We start from the raw sequence: 19,213 nt of genomic DNA, 5'->3' as shown, positions 1-19,213 counted from the left end.
CACCGTTACCCCATTCGACGGGTGACGATGGGCGCAGTGGTTCATACTCACAGCATGGACAAGAAGTCACTGACCGCCCTTGCCCGTCAGCAACTGAAGTTGGCAGGCGGGACGTCCAGCGGCCGCAGTTCGCAGACCGTGTACGGCGGGCATCGACGTAGCCTCCGGCAGACCGTCGTCGCCCTGGCCGCGGGTCAGAAGATGGCCGAACACGAGAGCCCGGGCGAGGCCACCCTGTTCATTCTCAGCGGCAAACTGAACCTCGTGGCCGGCGAGGACTCGTGGAAGGGTTCCACCGGCGATCTGCTGGTCCTCCCGACGGACCGGCACAGCGTCGAGGCCATCGAGGATGTCGCGTTCCTGCTCACCGTCGCCATGTGACGGTCGTGCGCGATCGTCTCGAGGATTCCGTTCGGAGCCTGAACCCGGGCTACTTCGCGATCGTCATGGCCAGCGGGATCATCTCGGTGGGCATGAAACTGGGCGGATTCGACGTGCTCTCGGCTCTGCTGCTCATCGTCTGCGCCGCGGCCTACGTGACGCTGGTGATCCTCACGATCTGGCGGATCGCGGCGTATCGCGGTCAGGTCGTCGACGACCTGACCGACGCGAGCCGCGGATTCGGTTTCTTCACGTTCATCGCCGGGACCGACGTGTTCGGCGTGCGCCTGGCGATGGACGGCCACCACACTGCCACCGCGGTGCTGCTCACCGTCGCCGGGCTGACCTGGATCGTGCTCGGCTACGTCGTCCCGTGGACCGCCGTCCTGGGCACGTCCGAACGTCCGGTGGTGGCACGTGCCAACGGAACCTGGTTCATCTGGGTGGTCGCCGCGCAGTCGGTGGCCGTGGCCGCCGCGACCCTCGAACCGGTGTACGACGGCGCCCGCCGGTTCCTGGCCGTGGTCGCCGTCTTCACCTGGTCGGTCGGGGTGTGCCTGTACGGCGCGGCGGGGATCTTCGTCGCCGCGCGGATGTTGCTGTATCCGCTGCGGCCGCGCGACCTCACGGCGCCGTACTGGGTGGCGATGGGTGCGTGTGCGATCACCGTCCTCGCCGGCGCCCGCATCGTCGAGATGGAGGACGCGCCGATGGTGAACGCCACACGTGGGCTCATCGGCGGATTCGCGGTGGTGTTCTGGGCGTTCGCGACCTGGCTCATCCCGGTCCTGGTTGCCGCCGGATGGTGGCGTCACATCGCGAACAAGGTGCCGCTGCGCTACGACGCCACCGTGTGGAGCATCGTCTTCCCCCTCGGCATGTACGCGGTCGCCGGCATCTACCTGGGCCGGGCGGATCACATCCCGCTCGTCGGTATGGTCGGTAGTGCCGAACTGTGGTGTGCATTCACCGTGTGGTGCGTGGCGTTCGTCGTCATGGTGGTGCATCTCTGGCGGTCGGTGGTGCAGGTCGGACCGGCAACAGTGGAGACGCAGGAGAGCGCATGACGGAAACCCCACCCGTGATCGAGGTATCGGTGGCTGCGGCGCCGTCGGTCGTATGGCCTGCCCTGCGCGACCCGGAGTTGCTTCGCCGCTGGCACGGCTGGGACTGCGAGGGCCTGGACGACGAGATCAGGGAAATCTACTTCGGCGACGACGTGACGGAGGACGCCGAGGCCTTCATCCTCGCCCTCGGCGGCGCCGACCGGTTCAGCCTCCACGAGCTCGACGGCACCACGCTGGTGCGGATCACCCGGCCGCCCCGGGGCGCCGATCCCGCCGCCGACGACTGGTACGACGACGTCACCGAGGGCTGGACCACGTTTCTGCAGTTCCTCAAGTTCGGCATCGAACGGCACGGACTCGACGAGCGTCGCACACTGTTTCTGCAAGGCCCGGTCGCGGACGGAGATTCGGCGCGGCACCTGCTCGGCCTCGACAAGCTCGCGGGCCTGACGGTGGGCGATCACTTCACCGCGGTCGCCGACACGGGCGATCTGCTGCACGGGGTGGTGTGTTTCGTCGGCGAGCACCAGACCGCGGTGAGCGTCGACGATCTCGGCCCCGGACTGTTGCAGTTCGGCGAGCAGCCCGTCAACGCGGCGCGTCCGAACGGCGGTGCGCAGATCCTCCTGGCCGCCTACGGCCTGGACGACGAGGAGTGGGCCGAACTCGCGCAGCGCTGGACGGAGTGGTGGCAGGCCCGGCCGGGGGCCGAACCTGCCACCTGAGTTGTCGACCGGTCAGGCGAGCACGGTGCCCAGGGTGGGCCACCAGATCGTGCTCTTGACGACGTTCGGCCCCACCTGGTGGTTCAGCGAGCCGTACACGGCCGCGACGACCAGGCCGCTGCCGAGCCCGGCGACCGGGGCCGTGGACACGACAGTGGGCACCGCGACGTTGTTCTGGTCCAGCTTCACGATGCCGCTGGCACCGGTGGCGAAGCTGTAGTAGACGACGTCGAGTTCGGCGCCGGTCTGGTCGTTCGCGATGACGCCCGGTCCGCCGAAGAATCCGAAGCGGAACTGGTTGCTCATGTTGGTCGCCACGCCCGCTCCGTACAGCTGTCCGAGAACGGGACCGCCCTGCCCGGTGTCGGAGTACGCCGGGACCTGGAAGATCTGACCCGGCAGGGCGATGTTCGTCGCCGCCGTGTCGGTCGGGGATGCGGCAAGTCGCTCGATGGCGGCCTCCGCCTCGGGGTTTCCGGCGGCCACGGTGCGCAGCTTCGTGATCGCGGTCGCCGGGTCGACGACGGGAGCGGAATCTGCGGGCTGCGCCGACACGACACCGGTGAACATCATCGTCGCTGCCACTGCAGCGGTCAGACCTGCCGCGATACGTCGTGCGAAGTGCCGTCGATTCATTCTTCTTCTCCCTCGTCACGTCAATGGGTAAGCATTAGTTCGGATGAGTAAACACTCGAGCTCTTATCGACGCCGTGGTTCGCGGTGTTACGCCTCCCTCAGACCTATGCTGCTGGCATGGGATCGGATGGTGGGCACGAGGCGAGGATCAGTGAGTTCCGGGAGGGGCTCGCCGACGTGGTCCCCACACGCCGAAGTCTGCAGCGCCTGTTCGAGGCGGTCCTCGTGGTCGGGTCGGGGCTGGAGCTGGATTCCACCCTGCAGCGCATCGTCACTTCGGCCACGTCCCTCCTCGGGGCCCGCTACGGCGCGCTCGGTGTCCACGCCCCCGACGGCGGGCTCTCGGAGTTCGTCTACGAGGGCATCACGCCGGAGGAGCGTGCGCGCATGGGCCACCTGCCCGAGGGCCGCGGGCTGCTGGGACTGCTGGTCCACGACCCCCGCCCGGTGCGCCTCGCCAACCTGGCCGATCACCCGGGGTCGATCGGCTTCCCGCCCAATCATCCACCGATGAAGAGCTTTCTGGGCATGCCGATCATGATGCGGGGCAAAGTTTTCGGAAGCATCTATCTCACCGAGAAACTCAGCGGACCCGAGTTCACCGACGAGGACGAAGTCATTCTGCGCGCGCTCGCGACGTCGGCCGGCGTGGCGGTGGAGAATTCCCGGCTGTTCGAGGAATCGCGGACGCGGGAGCGGTGGTTGACGGCCGTCGCGGCGATCACCTCCCGGCTGATGGTCGGCGGATCACTCGACGAAACGCTGCACACGCTCGCCGCCGAGGTACGCGAACTGTCCAGCGGTGACGAGGTCTTCATCGTCGTCACGCTCGGCGAGGGCGCGGTGGTCGGGGCGGACAGCACGGTGCGGCCGCTGCGCACCAACTTCCGAAGCGCCACCCAGGCCGAACCGTTCGCCGAAGTGCTGCGCTCCCGCACCCCCGCACTGCTGACGGGGATCGACGGTCTCGCACCGTTCTCCGCCGAGGCGGGCCGGGCCGCGGTGCTGCCGCTGTCGACGGCGTCGGGGGTCGGCGGGGTCCTGGTGGTCACGGCGCGCGGCACCGCTCCGTGGGATCCGGACGAGGTGGCCCGGCTCGAATCGGTGGCCGACCTCGCCGCCGTCGCGGTGGAGTTCGCCGATCAGCAGAGCAAGCAACGTCTGCTGTCGGTGCTCGCCGACCGCGACCGGATCGCGCGCGACCTGCACGACAACGTGATTCAGCGGTTGTTCGCCACCGGCATGAGCCTGCAGAGCACGCACGCGGTCGGGGACGTTCCGGACGGCGTGCGCTCCATCGTCTCCACTGCGGTCGAGCAACTCGATCGGACGGTGCGCGAGATCCGCACCACCATCTTCGATCTGCAGGCCACCGGCATCGCGTCGGCGACCAGTCTGCGCCGCCGCCTGCTCGACGTGATCGGCGACCTCACCTCCCATTCGCCGGTCGCGCCGAACGTCCAGTTCACCGGCGCCATCGACACTCTCGTGCCCAGCCGCATCCACCCGCACGCGGAGGCGGTGTTGCGCGAAGCCCTGAGCAACGCGCTGCGGCACGCGCGGGCCACCACCATCGACATCTCGGTGGCCGCCGCGGACGACCTCGTTGTCACCGTCGCGGACGACGGCATCGGGATCGCCGACGGCGCCCGGCGCAGCGGACTGGACAATCTCGATCGGCGCGCCGAGCACTGCGGCGGCACCTGCACCGTCGATTCCGCCGACGGGGGAACCGTCGTCACGTGGCGGGTACCGTTGACGTGACGAAACTGTCAGTGCTCTTTGCGTAACTCGGTGGCCAGCACCGCCGCCTGCGTGCGCCGCTGCATCCCCAATTTGGACAACAGCCGCGACACGTAGTTCTTGATCGTCTTCTCGGCGAGGAAGAGCCGCTCGGCGATCTCCCGGTTGGTGAGCCCCTCGCCGATCAAGTCGAACACGGCGCGTTCCTGCTCGGACAGTTGCGCCAGCGGATCGTCCCGGCGGGCGGACCTGATCCGGTTCATCAGCGCCGACGTCGCCCTGCTGTCGAGCAGCGAACCGCCCTCCCCCACCGTCCGCACGGCCGCCACCAGGTCGGTGCCGAGGATCTGCTTCAGGACGAATCCGGACGCCCCGGCCATGATGGCGTCGAACAGCGCCTCGTCGTCGGAATACGACGTCAGCATCAGGCACCGCAGTTCGGGCAGCGCAGCGCGCAGGTCCCGGCACAGCTCGACACCGTTGCCGTCCGGCAACCGGACGTCGAGCACGGCGACGTCGGCACCGCTGCCCGGGATCCGCGCCATCGCCTCACCGACCGACGCGGCCTCCCCGACCACCTCGAGGTCGGGCACGCTGCCGAGTAGATCGACCAGGCCTCGTCGCACGATCTCGTGGTCGTCGACCAGGAACACCCGCGTGGTCATGTGTGCACCTCCACCGTCTTCTCTTCGAACCGTACCGCGCACACCCCGGGGATCCACCGATCCGGGACCTCTCCCGCACACAACGGGACCTTCGACCCCAGCGAGCGCCACTCGGCGCGCGGAATGCTGAGGATGCGGGGGAACACCCGGACACCACTACTGGAGGTCGCGATGAACAGCTGGTCGCTCAGTGACATCGAGGTGGTCTCCCGCGCCATCGTCTCGGCTCCGTCGGTCCACGACACGCAGCCGTGGGATCTGCGGCTGGACGGCACGTGCGCGCAGATCAGCGAGCGCCGCGGCTTCACGGACACACCGCGCGCCGACCGCGTGATCTCGTGTGGCGCTGGTGTCACGAACGTGGAACTCGCGTTGCGGGCACTCGGCAGACAGATCGAGACCGATCTGCTGCCCGATCCGCGCCGGCCCGAACTCGTCGCAACCGTTCGCACAGTGGGGACGGCTTCGCCGTCGAGCACCGATCTGAGGCTCTTTTCCGCCATGGCCCGCCGCCGCAGTCATCGAGAGGCGTTCGCCGACATACCGGTTCCCGCGGCCACCGTCGCCGACATCGTCGACGCGGCCGAGATGGAGGGTGTCTGCGCTCGCCTGCTCGCCGCGGACGAGGCGCCCGCGCTCGCCGACGTGCTGCTCTATTCGGCCGACCGCGTTCGGCAGGATCCGGGCCACCAGCGCGATCTCTTCCCGTGGACGTCGCACTGGCTGCCGCAGGGCGGTCACGAGTCTTTCGACACGATCCGCACCGTCGTCACCCGCGGCGTCCCCGATTCGGCACGCCTCGCCGCCGCCATCGAGAGCGAGACCGTCCTCGTGTTCGCATCGGACACGCAGGAGTCGATCGACCTGGTCCGCACCGGAATCGCGGTCGAACGTGCGTGGCTCACCGCCGTCGACGCCCGGCTCGGCGCCTCCGTTCTCTCCCACCCACTGCGTGTCGACGACTCGGCTCCTCGGCTCGCGAATCGACTGAACCTGCCGGGCAATCCCCAGCTGATCCTGCGAATCGGATACTGACAGAACAGAAACGGAGCGCCATTGTGAGCCGCGTACTCACGGACCGCGAACTGCTGCACGAACTCGAGGACGTTGCGGAAGACAACGTCAACCGGCACCTCGCCATGGCCAGGGACTGGCACCCCCACGACTACGTTCCGTGGGACGACGGCCGCAACTTCGCGGCGCTGGGCGGCGAGGACTGGGATCCGGAACAATCCCAGCTCAGCGACACCGCGCGGGCGGCGATGATCACCAATCTGCTGACCGAGGACAATCTGCCGTCCTATCACCGCGAGATCGCCCAGCACTTCTCACTCGACGGCGCGTGGGGCACGTGGGTGGGCCGGTGGACCGCGGAGGAGAACAAGCATTCGATCGTGATGCGGGACTATCTGGTCGTGACGCGAGGGGTCGACCCGGTAGCGCTCGAGCATGCTCGAATGGCCCACATGACACAGGGCTTCGATCCCGGCGGCGGGTCGATGCTCGATTCGGTGTCGTATGTGACGTTCCAGGAACTGGCCACCCGGGTGTCGCACCGCAACACGGGTAAGGCATGCGGTGATCCGGTCGCGGACCGCATGCTCGCCCGGGTGGCGGCCGACGAGAACCTGCACATGATGTTCTATCGCAACATCGTCGGCGCAGCCCTGGACTTCGCTCCCGATCAGGCGATCGCCGCGATCCACAAGGTGGTGACCAACTTCCAGATGCCCGGCGCGGGCATGCACAACTTCCGCCGCAATGCGGTCCTGATCGCGAAGGGCGGCATCTACGACCTGCGCCAGCACCTCGACGACGTCGTACTGCCCGTGCTTCGAAAGTGGAACATGTTCGAGCGCAACGATTTCGGTCCGGAAGGGGAACGCTGCCGCGAGGAGCTGGCGACGTTCCTGCACGGCATGGAGGCCAAGGCATCCCGGTTCGAGGAGTCCCGGGATCGCGCACTCGCCCGCGAGGCCCGTCTCGGCGAACGCATCGCGGCCCGCTGACGCACCTCGAAGACCTAGCTGTCCGGCCGGACGATCATCACCGGGCAGTCCGCGGTGTGGAGCAATGCGTTGCTGGTGGAGCCCAGCAGCATTCCCTTGAAGCCACCCCGGCCGCGGCTGCCCACGACAATCAGTTGCGCCTTCTCGGCGAATTCGCTGAGCACCCGCACGGGGCGGTCGCGCGCGACGACGCGTTCGACCGTCACGTCCGGATACCGCTCCTGGTACCCGGCGAGACGCTCCGACAGCACCACTTCCTCGCCCGTCTGAATGCTGCTCCACAGCGGGTCGTCCGGACTGGCACCGAGCGACGGCTGCACACTCACATCGCTCCACACGTTGACCGCGACCAGGCTCGCACCCCGGGCGGCGGCCTGCTCGAACGCCACTTCCAACGCGGCCCTGCTGCTTTCCGAACCGTCGACACCGACCACGATCGGCCCCTCGGTCGGCGGCTGCCCGTCCAGGGTGCGCCCCCGCACGACCACTAGCGGGCAGTGGCCGTGCGCGGCGACCGCGGACGTCGTGGAACCGATCAGCAGGCCGGTGAACTCGCCGTGCCCGCGCGAGCCGAGCACCACCATGTGCGCGTTGGCGGACAGTTCGATGAGGGTCTGACTCACCTTGGCCTCGAACTGTTCGGTGGTGATGTCGAGCGGCTCGTCCACCGTCTGCTTGGCGTGCACCCGCGCACTGCCCAGCCGGGCCTTCGCCGTGTCCTCGAGTTCTTCCTTGAAGCTCTCGGCCAGATACGGCTCGGTGTAATAGAAGGCAGGAATGTGGACCACTGTCACGATGTGCAGCGGGAGCGACAGTGCGGCGGCGGCCCGAGCGGCCCACGCCACAGCGGCCGACGCCGACTCGGATCCGTCCACACCCACGACGATCGGCTTGATTCCAGTCATGGTCACCTTTCCTGATTCTTCCGGCTGTGCACTGCTGAGGTGTGCGGGTGCTACCCGCAGATCTTGCGGAGCTTCTCGACCAACGCGACACGATCCGCACGATCCGCGGCGAGCGGTGTGACGGTGAGCGTGGTGACCCCGGACTCGGCGAACGCGGCCACCCGCTCCGCGACGTAGCTCTCCGGACCGATCAGCGACACGGCCCGCACCAGGTCGTCCGGCACCGCGGCTGCGGCCTCGTCCTTCTTGCCCGACAGGTAGAGGTCCTGGATGGTCTCGGCTTCCTTCTCGTAGCCGTACCGGACCGCGAGGTCGTTGTAGAAGTTCTTGCCCTTCGCGCCCATGCCGCCGATGTACAGGGCCAGACCGGGGCGGACCCAGTCGAGCATGTGGTCGACGTCGTCGCCGATAGCGAGGGCGGGCGACGCGAAGACCTGCAGGTCGCCGAGGCTCGGGTCGCGCTTCGCCTTACCCTTGGCCAGCGGCTCGCCCCATACGCTCGCGGCCTTCTCCGGGTGGTAGAAGATGGGTTCCCAGCCTTCGGCGATCTCGGCGGTCAACTCCACGTTCTTCGGTCCGAGGGAGGCGATGACGATCGGGATGCGGTCACGCACAGGGTGGTTGATGATCTTCAGCGGCTTGCCCAGCCCGGTGCCCTTCTCGGCGGGCAGCGGAATCTGGTAGTACTTGCCCTGGAACTCGACCTTCTCGCGGCGCCACACCTTGCGGCAGATCTCGACGACCTCGCGGGTGCGTCCGAGCGGGGCGTCGTATTTGACGCCGTGGAAACCCTCGATCACCTGCGGACCGGAGGCGCCGAGTCCCATCACGAAGCGCCCATCCGACACGAAGTCGAGGCCGGCGGCCGTCATCGCGGTCAGGCTCGGCGTGCGGGTGTAGATCTGGAAGATGCCCGAAGCGAGTTCCAGGGTGGTGGTCTTGGCGGCGAGGTAGCCGATCTGGCTCACCGCGTCGAACGAGTAGGCCTCGGGCACGAACGCGATGTCGAGTCCGGCTTTCTCCAGGTCGGCGACCTCGTCGACCGTCTCGGCGAAACCGCCGCTGTAGTTCAAGCCCATACCTATGCGCACGTCGTTCCCCAATCCTGGCGTTACCTGCAACCTGTTCCTGCTTCGTTCCAGAACACTACTGCGCGTAGTCGCCTCAGGGGCGTGCAGGCCTCACGACGACTACCGGGCAATGCGCACCACCGACCAGGCTGTTGCTGGTCGAACCGAGCAGCATCCCCTTGAATCCTCCGCGCCCCCGGCTGCCGACGACCAGCAGTTGCGCCTTCTTCGACCAGTCGAGCAACCGTGCCCGCGGATTGTCGATGTACACCTCGCGGGTGACCCGCACGTCGGGGTATTTCTCCTGCCAGCCGGCGAGGCTCTCGGCGAGGACGGCACGTTCGTCCTCCTCGAGTCCCTGCGGCACGAGGGCCGCGGCCCGCGGATCCTCGAACGCCTTCGATCCGAGGTCGCTCCACACGTGGACGGCCACGAGCGGAGCATTCCGCATCGACGCTTCCTGGAAGGCCACCGAGATCGCCCGCTCACTGGTGGCGCTGCCGTCGACGCCGACCACGACGGGCCCGTTCGCGTGGGCGTCGCCGCGGACCACGACGACCGGGCAGTGCGCGTGGCTGGTGACGTTGATCGCCGTGTTCCCGAGCAGCGCGGTGGCCGCCGCCCCGGACCCGGACGCGCCGACCACCACGATCCGGGCGTTCTCGGACAGGTCGACGAGCCACTGAGCGCTGCTCCCGATCGACAGTTCGGTGCAGACCTCGATGATGGGATTGACCGCGAACGCCCGCTCCTGCGCCTCGGCGAGAATCGCCTTGCCACTCGCCTCGACCCACTCGTACACGCCGCCCGAATCCATGTACGGGCCACCGAACCCATACGGAGCGAAGTCGAGTGCGTGGATGATCTTCAGGTTCAGTCCACGTTCGGTGGCGAGTTCGGCAGCCATCCGGACAGCGGACTTCGAGCTGTCCGATCCGTCGACGCCGACGACGACGCTGTTGCGGTCCCGTGTGCTCATGGCTTCACACTATCCCCGGCCTCCTTTTCGCGTCTGCCGCCCTTCACCTTTCGACGTGGGGACTTAAGTCCCCATCGATTCGGGCTCTCCGGCCGTAGCCGCAGCGGCCCGATTAGGCGATGATGAGAAATGGAGGCGTGTGTCTCGTCGAATATTACTGGGCCACTGCCTTTTTCGGCCCAGAAGATCACGAGCGATCTCGGTCACAAATTTGGTATCCAAGATGCGAATTAAAGTACATTCGGGTCATGCAACTCACACAGTTCACCGACCTCGGACTGCGGGTGGTCATGCGACTGGCCGTGGCCGGGGACGGCGAACGACCGGGTAGCCGGGCGATCGCCGAGGAACTGTCGGTGTCGTACACCCACGCCGCCAAGGTGATCACCCGACTCGGCGAACTCGGCATCGTCGACGCACGCCGCGGACGCGCCGGCGGCCTGGCCATCACCGAACTCGGGCGCACCGCGTCCGTCGGCTGGCTCGCCCGCCGACTCGAAGGCGACGCGGAGGTCGTCGACTGCGACGGCGCCCAGCCGTGCCCGCTGCGATCGGGGTGCCTGCTCCGGTCGGCGCTCCGGCGCGCGCAGAACGCGTTCTTCGAGTCGCTGGACGGCCTCACCGTCGAAGACCTCACCCGAACCCCCACCGGAACCGTGCTGCTCGCCCTCCCCGGGTGGCCACCTCAACTTCCCAGTTTTCTCGAACGATCGGAGAATGACATGCTCTCGCCCACCTCGACGGACGTCATCCGCGCCACCCTGCCCGTGGTCGGCGCCGCGATCTCGGACATCACGACGCTGTTCTACCGCAAGATGTTCGACGCTCATCCCGAACTCGAACGAGACCTGTTCAACCGCGGGAACCAGAAGCAGGGCGAACAGCAGAAGGCGCTGGCCGGCGCCATCGCCGCGTTCGCCGCCCTCCAACTCGAGCCCGATCAGGCGCGCGTCGACCTCATCCTGTCGCGGATCGCCAACAAGCACGCCTCGCTGGGGATCGAACCCTCCCAGTACGCGATCGTGCACACCCACCTGTTCGCGGCCATCGTCGAGGTCCTCGGCGACGCCGTCACTCCCGAGGTCGCTGCCGCCTGGGACGAGGTGTACTGGCTGATGGCGGAGACCCTGATCGCGATGGAGGCCGGACTGTACGCCTCGGCGGGAGTGGCCGCCGGTGACGTGTGGCGCGACGTGCGGGTCCGCGAGCGCAGGCACGAGTCCGCGGACACGGTGTCGTTCGTGCTCACCTCCGTCGACGGCTCGCCGCTTCCGTCGTTCACTCCGGGGCAGTACCTGTCCGTCGCCGTTCGCCTGCCGGACGGCGCACGCCAGATTCGCCAGTACAGCCTGTCGTCGGCCCCGTCGCGCGGCGACTGGAGGATCTCGGTGAAACGCGCCGGCGAGGTGTCGAACTTCCTGTACCACAATGTCTTCGAAGACGATGTCTTGACGGTGTCGACGCCGTTCGGCGATCTCGTCCTGCAGGACGACGACGCGCCGCTGCTCCTGGTGTCCGCGGGCATCGGGTGCACCCCGATGATCGGGATGCTCAGCCACCTCGCCGACACCGACGACAGCCGCCCGATCTCGGTGCTCCACGCCGACCGGTCCGCCAGCAGTCACGCGCACCGCGCGGAGCTCACCGAACTGGTGGAACGTCTGCCGTTCGCGGTGATGCACCGCTGGTACGAAGACCTGGGCACCCGACGTCCCGTGGGCGGCCTGCGGGAGGGACGGGCCGACCTCGGCGAGGTCACGATCGCGCCCGGCACCCGCGCCTACCTGTGCGGCCCGCTGCCCTTCATGCTGGGAATACGCGAAGCGCTCCTCGCCAAGGATGTGCCCGCCGAGAACATCCACTACGAGGTGTTCGGCCCCGACAGCTGGTCGGCCACCGTGTGACTGCGGGCGCGGCGCCGTTCACACCGGCCAGGTGTGGACGGGGCTGCCCTCCCGCATGTTCTCCACGTACTGACGCAACATGGCGGCGAGGGCTTCCCGGCGGCTCAGCCCGGCGTTCTCGTGCCGGACCACCTGCGCGCGCTGCCACGACGCCCCCGTCTGCCGGGTGACGCACCGGCCCTCGATGACGCTGAGGTACCGGTCGCGGGCCTTCGCCGACAACCCGAACGCCGCGAGTCCCTCGTCTGCGATGGGCAGCAGCCGCCGCAGGACGAGTTCGTCGGCGCCCGCGAATCCGACACCGGGCCAGTACAGTTCGGCGTCCATGCCGTATTTCGCGCCGGCGTGCAGGTTCTCCTCGGCGGCGTTGAACGACATCCGCGACCACACCGGCCGATCCGATTCGGCGAGCCCGCGCAGCGCGCCGTAGTAGAACGCGGCGTTCGCCATCGTGTCGAGCACGGTCGGGCCCGCGGGCAGCACCCGGTTCTCGATGCGCAGGTGCGGTTTGCCGTCGTCGCTGTCGTACACCGGGCGGTTCCACCGGTAGATGGTGCCGTTGTGCATCTGCAGTTCGTTGAGGTCCGGCACCCGGCCCGCGTCGAGTTCGGCCGACGGGTCGACGTCGGACACCTCCGGCAGCAGCGCCGGGAAGTACCGGGAGTTCTCCTCGAACAGGTCGAAGACCGACGTGATCCACCGCTCGCCGAACCACACGCGCGGCCGCACACCCTGGTTCTTCAACTCCAGCGGACGCGTATCGGTGGCCTGCGCGAAGATCGGGATGCGGGATTCGTGCCACAACGCCTTGCCTGCCATGAACGGTGCGTTCGCCGCGAGCGCCACCTGGGCGCCTGCCAGGCACTGCGCGGCATTCCAGTGGGCGGCGAATTCGTCCGGCGCGACGCGCAGGTGCAACTGCAGCGACGTGCACGCGGCCTCCGGGAGCACCGAATTGGCGTCCACCTTCAGCTGTTCGGCAGACCGCCCCTCGAGCGGCACGCCCTCGAGGTCGAGTTCGATGTCCTCTCCGCGCGCGGCGAAGATCTGGTCGTTGAGCTGCTCGTAGCGGGGGTTCGCGGTGATCCACTCGCGGCCGAGATGCTCGAGTTCCAGCGTCGGCAGCATGCCGACCATCACCAACTGGGCGTCGTGGCCGTGGATCCGGGCGTCGGCGACGTGCAGCGACGCCCGCAGGGTGCGTTCGAGCTCGAACGTCCCCTCACCGTTCAGCGGACCGGGGCGGACGTTCATCTCGACGTTGAACTGGCCGAGCTCGGTCTGGAACACGGCATCGTCGTCGATCGACTCGAGGACCGCGAGATTGGACATCGCGGGCGTCATGTCGGAGTGGACGAGATTGAACTCGATCTCCATGCCCAGCATGGGCCTCGGCGGGTCGACGTCGTCGGCGAACGCCCCCTCCCGCAGCATCCTCTCGAGCGCGTCGACGCACATGAGCACCTTCTGCCGGAACAGGCGCCGGTCTTCTCGGGTGAATGTCCGAGACGTCACTTCGCGACCCATACCACTCCCCAACTGCGCGTCGAACTGCGCTCACGGGGGAGCATATCCGTTCAGCCCGCGCGAATGCGGGATGGCGGGCTAACCTCGAACCAGACGCTGGTGAGCGGAAGGACCGGAGATGACGCCTGATACCGACTCCAAGAAGAAACCAGAGTTCTCCGTGGGCACGCGCGTGAAAACGCGGCACTCGGCCGATCACGAACTGGCCGAGAAGAAGTGGCCCCTGGAGGCCGGCGTCATCGTCGACGATTTCGCCGGCGTCCAGGACATCAGCAACGATTCGTACGGCCGGGACTGGGCCGTGTCACGCCGCTGGGCGATCGCCCTCGACAGCGGACCACTCGTGTTCCGCAACGACGACGATCTCGAGCCGGAGTAGGCCCTTACGCGTTGGCGCCCGCGTTGCCCCAGGTGACGGACACGCCGCGCTCCTGCAGCCAGCGGCCAGGATCGATCTTGTTTCCGTTCGCGTCGTGCACCTCGAAGTGCAGGTGCGGTCCGGTGGACTGGCCGCGGTTGCCGACGTGGGCGATTTCCTGCCCTGCGGTGACGCGCTGCCCCACGCTCACGGTGTAGTCGTTGACGTGTCCGTAGACGGTGACGGTGCCGTCGTCGTGCAGGAGACGCACCCACAGTCCGAAGCCGGACGCCGCGCCGGCGTCGATGACCTGGCCGTCGGCCGCTGCGAGCACCGACGTGCCGATGGGCGCCGCGATGTCGATGCCGCCGTGGTGGGCTCCCCAGCGGGAACCGAAGTCGGAGGTCAGCTTGCCCGACACCGGCTGAACCGTGTGAGGCTTGACCGGGTTGACGGAGGACAGCCACTGCTGAGCCTGGGCGCCGAGGTCCGGGCCCCCGAGGTTCTGGGCGGCGGTGCCCAGGTCTGCGGGCAATTCGAAGCCGGCGGGAAGGACACCGGCCGGGATCTCGAACGGCAGGCCCGGCAGGGTCTGCGCACCGTTCGTCTCGTGGGAGTCGACGGGGGCGGCGGCGGCGTTTCCGGCACCCAGCTGGGCTGCACCGACGACGATGGCTCCGGTGGCGGCCGCGACAGTCGCGGCCTTGATGCCCACACCCGCTCCGGCCTGCTGGTTGCGATGGCGCCCGCGCGCCGCGTCCGGATCGATCTCGAAGCGAATGGAAGACCCGCTCGCCCGGTGGTGGGAACCCACAGTAAATACCTCGTCAGTCGTCGGATTGCAGCCCTCCCCGTCCGGGGTGGGCTCCTCTGTCTGGCGACGAATGTAACAAAACGATATAGGTCCGCGCCACCGTTACCGAACGTTTATGTTCGGCGCTCCTCGAGTTCCGCCTTGAAGGCGGCGTACCGAGCGCGGTGCGGGGCGCGCCGGCGAATTACCGCCCACGCGATCCCGAGCACGATGAACCATACCGGGGTGACGAGGAGCGCCTCGAGGGTGTCGTCCTCCTGGGTCAGGGCCCAGATGAGAAAGACGAAGAACGCCAGCACGACCCAGCACATCACCACACCGCCGGGCATCTTGAACTTCGAGGCCTCGTGCAGTTCGGGGCGGCGCTTCCGGTACACGAGATAGCTGGCCAGGATCATCGTCCACACGAAGATGAACAGCACCGATGAGATTGTCGTCACAGTCGTGAACGCCTCGATGACCGAGTCGCCGGAGAACAGCAGCGCGATCGCCGACAGCAGGAAGGCGCACGAGAACATCAGCGCGTTGGCCGGGACCTTGCGGGAGCTGAGCCTACCGAGTCGGGCCGGTGCGTCCCCCTCCTGCGCGAGGCCGTAGACCATCCGGGACGTCGAATAGATTCCCGAGTTGGCCGAGGACGCCGCGGACGTCAGCACCACGAACTGGATGACTCCCGCCGCGATTCCCAGACCTGCGAGCGTGAACATCGCCGTGAAGGGGCTCTCCCCGGGGACGACCTCACGCCACGGCGTGACCGAGATGATCACGATCAGCGACACCACATAGAACAGCAGGATGCGGATCGGGATGGAGTTGATCGCCTTCGGCAGGTTCTTCTCCGGATCCTTCGCCTCGGCCGCCGTGGTGCCGACGAGTTCGATACCGACGAACGCGAAGACCGCGATCTGGAATCCGGCCACGAAGCCCATCGCGCCGGTCGGGAACATGCCGCCGTCGTTCCACAGGTTGTCGAATCCCGCCTCCGAGCCGCCCGGCGACGTGAAGTGCGTGAACACCATCACGAGTCCGACGACGATGAGGCTGAGGATGGCGATGATCTTGATCAGCGCGAACCAGAACTCGGTCTCGCCGAACGCCCGGACTGTCGGCAGATTCAGCAGCAGCAGCGCCGCGATGGCGATCAGCGCCGGGATCCACAGCTGGAGGTCGGGCCACCAGTACCGCACGTAACCGGAGATCGCGATGATGTCGGCGATCCCCGTGACGATCCAGCAGAACCAGTACGTCCACCCCGTGAAGAACCCGGCCCAGGGGCCGAGCAGGTCTGCCGTGAAGTCGGAGAACGACTTGTAGTGCAGGTTGGAGAGCAGCAACTCCCCCATTGCCCGCATCACGAAGAACAGCATGAAGCCGATGATCATGTAGACGAAGATCACCGACGGTCCGGCCAGCGAGATCGTCTTCCCGGACCCCATGAACAGGCCCGTGCCGATTGCTCCGCCGATCGCGATCAGCTGGATGTGCCGGTTGGCGAGCTGCCTGGAGAGATGCGGTTCGCCGCCCGCTCCCGTCCCCGGGTCGCCGCCCGATCCGATCGAGTCCGTCGAGGAAGTGCGGTCAGCCATGGAACACCTGCAACCCTTCTCAGTCCTTGCTGTCACCGTCCGAAAGCGTGCGTCACGTTACGCCGGGGACTTGACAGAAGCCGAGTAGCTAAGGCTAACCTCATTTCGTTACTTCGAGGCGAGGAGCCTGCACATGATCGAGGACCTGATCGAGATCGCGTACGCCCAGGGCGCTGTCACCTGTGTGGCTCAGGCCGCAGGCGGCGTCGACGAGTACGAACTCGCTCGGGTCGATTCGGTCGCGTCCAGCGTCACGGTGTCGGTACGGGCCGACGGCAAATTCGCGAAGGCCACGAGCATCGAGGGATACCTCAGCCTCGGCCAGGTCGTCCGGGCGTGCGGACTCGACTACGGGCACGCCACCCGCCGGTACATCCACTGTTGACGTCCTCTCGGCCGTGAACGACCGAGATTCCCCCCGGGACTCGCGTCCCGAGGTTCCTGTTTCACCGACGGTTGCCGCCCCGCACCTTAGGTGCGGGGCGGTCTCACACCATCTCCGCAGGCTGCCACCGTCAGTCCGACGGCCAAAATATTCCTTGCCGCGTTCACATCCCGATCATGGACCGCGCCGCACCGGCACGTCCACTCCCGCACGTCCAGCGGCATCGCCAAGGCGACCTCCCCGCACACCGAGCAGGTCTTCGACGACGGATGAAACCGGTCGATCACCACCACCCGCCGCCCGTACCAGTCGGCCTTGTACTCGAGCATCGACCGGAACTCGGACCACCCCGCATCCGAGATCACCCGAGACAACGACCGATTCTTCACCATATTCCGCACACTCAGATCCTCGACGGCGATCACTTGATTTTCGCGCACCAGCCGAGTGGAGAGTTTGTGCAGATAATCGCGGCGCCGATCAGCGATCCGGCCATGAATCTTCGCGACCTTCAGTCGGGCCTTGGCCCGGTTCCGGGACCCTTTCTCCTTCCTGGCCAGTGCTCGTTGCGCCTTCGCCAGCCGCTCGCGGTCCGCGCGCTCGTGTCGCGGGTTGGTGATCTTCTCCCCCGTCGACAGCGTGTACAGGCTGGTGATCCCGGCGTCGAGCCCGACCACCCGATCGGCCGGCTCGAGTTCGCTGATGGTGTCCTCTACGAGGATCGAGATGTGGTACTGACCACGAGCATTACGCGACACCGTCACCTGCGACGGCACCGCCCCCTCCGGTAGTGGCCTCGACCACCGAACGTCCAGGGGTTCGGTCTGCTTGGCCAACCGGATCTGCCCATCCCTGAAAATGAAGCAGTTCGAGTAGTAGGTCGCCGAATCCTTCGACTGCCCCTCCTTCTTGAACTGCGGGTAGCGGGCCTGCGTGCGCCAGAACCTCTCGAACGCACCCTGCAACTGCCGCAGCGACTCCTGCAGCGGCCCCTTCGACGGCTCCGCCAACCACGCGGTCCCCGCGTCCCGCTTCCATCCGGTGAGCATCTTCGAGGTGTCCGCATAGGTGACCCGCCGCCGCTCCTGCGACCACGCCCGCGACCGCTCCGCCAACGCCCGGTTGTAGACATACCGGGTGCACCCGAACGTCCGAGCAAGCTGTTCCGCCTGCACCGCAGTCGGATAGAAACGGTACTTGAACGCCCGCTTCACCACCCTCCCCGCCATGACCCAGACACTAACCCCACAGTCCGACAAATCCAGATCAGCTATCCCGGACCTCAAGGACCGGGTCTGCGCCGAAAGACTCACGGATCAACCCAGGTGCTCCCCGAAGAAACCGTCGATTCTGGTCCACGCATCGGCGGCGGCTTCCGGGTCGGGCACCATCCCCGTGACCTTCATCAGGGGACGCATCACCTTCGGTCCGGCCAGTGCGTCGTTCAGGAACGTATGGCCGGCCGTCGGATACTCCTTCACGTCGTGGACCACACCGGCCCGGGTCAGCGCCGACTCCAACTTGGCCGCCGCGTTCCGCAGGGCGAAGTCCTTCCCGCCGTAACTGGCCACCACCGGACACGCCCCCGCCACCGCCGCGTCCAGGTGACGCGGCAAGACCCCGTAGTTCGGGGCTGCCGCGTCGAACCCGGTGCGCAGGGTCATCAGAGCGAACCCGCCGCCCATGCAGAACCCGATGACCCCGATCTTCCCCGTGCAGTCCGAAGACCCGGACAGCCACTGACGCGCAGCCTCGATGTCCCCGTACGCCCGGCCCTTCCCCGAGAGCATCGCCCGCATCGTCGACACCAGGCAACGTCGCGCACCGCCCGCACTGAACAGATCCGGCGCCAGAGTCAGAAACCCCGCCGACGCCAGCCTGTCCGCCTGACGCCGCATCACGTCGTCCAAACCGAACGCCTCGTGCACCATCACCACACCCGGCCACGGACCCTCACCCGACGGCCTCGCCAGATAGCCGTGCAAGTTCAGCGAACCGTCGTGCCGCGCAGCGAGGTCGGTCAAGTCGATCTCGGACATGTGCGTCTCCCGTTCCGTCGTCACTTCCAGAACTTCTGCGACAACCATGCCCTCCCCATCGCGAGCGCACCACCATTCCCGCTACACTCACCTCGGTGTGCGCCCCGCGCGTGCACCGCGCCTTCGTAGCTCAGGGGATAGAGCAACCCTCTCCTAAAGGGTAGGTCGCAGGTTCGAATCCTGCCGAGGGCACTCTCCTGCATACGGTCGTCCACGCGCCTCTGCTGCGGTAACGCAGGTCACGCCGCGGGCGATACGACGGGTAGGTCGGGACGACCGAGGAGAGTCTCATGAACCGGGTGGACATCGCCATGTTCCCACCGCCGATCGCCAACCTGCTGCGCCTGTTGGCCGCGCCGACGAGCAACGGGGCGGGATCATGATCGGCATGCTGCCCGACCTGCCGTACATGGGGTTGGA

The 19,213-nt window shown here is 67.3% G+C and carries 20 protein-coding genes, 1 tRNA gene and 1 pseudogene; 11 read left to right on the top strand and 11 right to left on the bottom strand.

All coding sequences use genetic code 11. The annotated features are described in order from the left end of the window. The first annotated feature begins 54 nt into the window (after nt 1–54). Genes BLV94_RS35630 through BLV94_RS35620 form a run of 3 tightly spaced genes read left to right on the top strand, consistent with a single transcriptional unit; the run spans nt 55 to nt 2,173 of the window. Nucleotides 55–381 (top strand): cupin domain-containing protein, encoded by a 327-nt coding sequence (locus BLV94_RS35630; RefSeq protein WP_012689167.1) that lies wholly within the window; start codon nt 55–57, stop codon nt 379–381. Further along, a complete protein-coding gene (locus tag BLV94_RS35625; RefSeq protein WP_083395779.1) occupies nt 378–1,448 on the top strand; it encodes a tellurite resistance/C4-dicarboxylate transporter family protein in 1,071 nt (356 codons plus the stop codon). Before BLV94_RS35630 ends, BLV94_RS35625 begins: the two co-directional genes overlap by 4 nt. Continuing rightward, on the top strand, nt 1,445–2,173 hold the full coding sequence (locus tag BLV94_RS35620) for an SRPBCC family protein (RefSeq protein ID WP_072947169.1): 729 nt from the start codon (nt 1,445–1,447) through the stop codon (nt 2,171–2,173). The genes BLV94_RS35625 and BLV94_RS35620 overlap by 4 nt, the downstream gene beginning before the upstream one ends. Nucleotides 2,174–2,185: 12 nt before the next feature. Here the strand turns inward: BLV94_RS35620 and BLV94_RS35615 are convergent, their stop codons facing one another. After that, a complete protein-coding gene (locus BLV94_RS35615) occupies nt 2,186–2,809 on the bottom strand; it encodes a Tat pathway signal protein (protein ID WP_072947170.1) in 624 nt (207 codons plus the stop codon). A 117-nt stretch (nt 2,810–2,926) separates the two neighbouring features. Here BLV94_RS35615 and BLV94_RS35610 point away from each other — a divergent pair, with 117 nt between their 5' ends. After that, nucleotides 2,927–4,573 (top strand): sensor histidine kinase, encoded by a 1,647-nt coding sequence (locus BLV94_RS35610; protein WP_072947171.1) that lies wholly within the window; start codon nt 2,927–2,929, stop codon nt 4,571–4,573. 8 nt (nt 4,574–4,581) lie between these two features. Here the strand turns inward: BLV94_RS35610 and BLV94_RS35605 are convergent, their stop codons facing one another. Next, the gene (locus BLV94_RS35605) at nt 4,582–5,217 is read right to left on the bottom strand and encodes a response regulator transcription factor (RefSeq protein ID WP_072947172.1); all 636 of its coding nucleotides are present in this window, start codon (nt 5,215–5,217) and stop codon (nt 4,582–4,584) included. Further along, entirely contained in the window at nt 5,214–5,414 is a 201-nt protein-coding gene (locus tag BLV94_RS48935; RefSeq protein ID WP_143051452.1) for a hypothetical protein, read from the bottom strand. The genes BLV94_RS35605 and BLV94_RS48935 overlap by 4 nt, the downstream gene beginning before the upstream one ends. Here BLV94_RS48935 and BLV94_RS35600 point away from each other — a divergent pair. Beyond that, a complete protein-coding gene (locus BLV94_RS35600) occupies nt 5,389–6,252 on the top strand; it encodes a nitroreductase family protein (RefSeq protein WP_072947216.1) in 864 nt (287 codons plus the stop codon). The genes BLV94_RS48935 and BLV94_RS35600 overlap by 26 nt on opposite strands. Nucleotides 6,253–6,275: 23 nt before the next feature. After that, nucleotides 6,276–7,226: an acyl-ACP desaturase gene (locus tag BLV94_RS35595; protein WP_072947173.1), complete on the top strand. Its 951-nt coding sequence runs from the start codon at nt 6,276–6,278 to the stop codon at nt 7,224–7,226. A 14-nt stretch (nt 7,227–7,240) separates the two neighbouring features. Here the strand turns inward: BLV94_RS35595 and BLV94_RS35590 are convergent, their stop codons facing one another. The 3 genes from BLV94_RS35590 to BLV94_RS35580 all read right to left on the bottom strand — a co-directional run bounded on the left by BLV94_RS35590 (nt 7,241) and on the right by BLV94_RS35580 (nt 10,180). Continuing rightward, nucleotides 7,241–8,131, bottom strand: coding sequence for a universal stress protein (locus BLV94_RS35590; RefSeq protein WP_072947174.1), 891 nt, complete (start codon nt 8,129–8,131; stop codon nt 7,241–7,243). 50 nt (nt 8,132–8,181) lie between these two features. Beyond that, nucleotides 8,182–9,222: an LLM class F420-dependent oxidoreductase gene (locus tag BLV94_RS35585; protein WP_072947217.1), complete on the bottom strand. Its 1,041-nt coding sequence runs from the start codon at nt 9,220–9,222 to the stop codon at nt 8,182–8,184. Nucleotides 9,223–9,295: 73 nt separating this feature from the next. After that, nucleotides 9,296–10,180 carry a universal stress protein gene (locus BLV94_RS35580; protein WP_072947175.1) on the bottom strand — a complete coding sequence of 295 codons (885 nt, stop codon included), beginning with the start codon at nt 10,178–10,180 and terminating at the stop codon, nt 9,296–9,298. A 119-nt stretch (nt 10,181–10,299) separates the two neighbouring features. Here BLV94_RS35580 and BLV94_RS48930 point away from each other — a divergent pair. Both BLV94_RS48930 and BLV94_RS35570 read left to right on the top strand, forming a co-directional pair. Then, nucleotides 10,300–10,809, top strand: a pseudogene (locus BLV94_RS48930) (RrF2 family transcriptional regulator); the annotation flags it as partial. Nucleotides 10,810–10,902: 93 nt separating this feature from the next. Further along, entirely contained in the window at nt 10,903–12,084 is a 1,182-nt protein-coding gene (locus BLV94_RS35570; protein ID WP_072947177.1) for a globin domain-containing protein, read from the top strand. Nucleotides 12,085–12,102: 18 nt separating this feature from the next. Here the strand turns inward: BLV94_RS35570 and BLV94_RS35565 are convergent, their stop codons facing one another. Next, a complete protein-coding gene (locus BLV94_RS35565) occupies nt 12,103–13,611 on the bottom strand; it encodes a glutamate-cysteine ligase family protein (RefSeq protein WP_072947178.1) in 1,509 nt (502 codons plus the stop codon). A gap of 118 nt (nt 13,612–13,729) precedes the next feature. Between BLV94_RS35565 and BLV94_RS35560 the strand changes: the two genes are divergently transcribed. After that, a complete protein-coding gene (locus tag BLV94_RS35560) occupies nt 13,730–13,990 on the top strand; it encodes a hypothetical protein (RefSeq protein ID WP_005251602.1) in 261 nt (86 codons plus the stop codon). A gap of 4 nt (nt 13,991–13,994) precedes the next feature. On the opposite strand, the gene BLV94_RS35555 is transcribed toward BLV94_RS35560, so the two are convergent. Both BLV94_RS35555 and cycA read right to left on the bottom strand, forming a co-directional pair. Beyond that, entirely contained in the window at nt 13,995–14,783 is a 789-nt protein-coding gene (locus tag BLV94_RS35555) for a M23 family metallopeptidase (RefSeq protein ID WP_072947179.1), read from the bottom strand. Nucleotides 14,784–14,896: 113 nt separating this feature from the next. After that, a complete protein-coding gene (cycA, locus tag BLV94_RS35550) occupies nt 14,897–16,369 on the bottom strand; it encodes a D-serine/D-alanine/glycine transporter (RefSeq protein WP_072947180.1) in 1,473 nt (490 codons plus the stop codon). A 133-nt stretch (nt 16,370–16,502) separates the two neighbouring features. On the opposite strand from cycA, the gene BLV94_RS35545 reads away from it, so the two are divergent. Beyond that, nucleotides 16,503–16,754, top strand: coding sequence for a hypothetical protein (locus tag BLV94_RS35545; RefSeq protein ID WP_072947181.1), 252 nt, complete (start codon nt 16,503–16,505; stop codon nt 16,752–16,754). An 86-nt stretch (nt 16,755–16,840) separates the two neighbouring features. Here BLV94_RS35545 and BLV94_RS35540 read toward each other — a convergent pair whose 3' ends face one another. Further along, a complete protein-coding gene (locus tag BLV94_RS35540) occupies nt 16,841–17,983 on the bottom strand; it encodes an RNA-guided endonuclease InsQ/TnpB family protein (protein ID WP_072947182.1) in 1,143 nt (380 codons plus the stop codon). Nucleotides 17,984–18,070: 87 nt separating this feature from the next. Further along, on the bottom strand, nt 18,071–18,841 hold the full coding sequence (locus tag BLV94_RS35535; RefSeq protein WP_072947183.1) for a dienelactone hydrolase family protein: 771 nt from the start codon (nt 18,839–18,841) through the stop codon (nt 18,071–18,073). Between the two features lie 71 nt (nt 18,842–18,912). On the opposite strand from BLV94_RS35535, the gene BLV94_RS35530 reads away from it, so the two are divergent. Beyond that, nucleotides 18,913–18,985 (top strand) — tRNA-Arg (locus tag BLV94_RS35530). Nucleotides 18,986–19,213: the final 228 nt, after the last annotated feature.

This window comes from Rhodococcus koreensis (assembly GCF_900105905.1).
Lineage (GTDB): Bacteria > Actinomycetota > Actinomycetes > Mycobacteriales > Mycobacteriaceae > Rhodococcus_F > Rhodococcus_F koreensis.
This window is presented reverse-complemented; position numbering and strand designations above follow the sequence as displayed.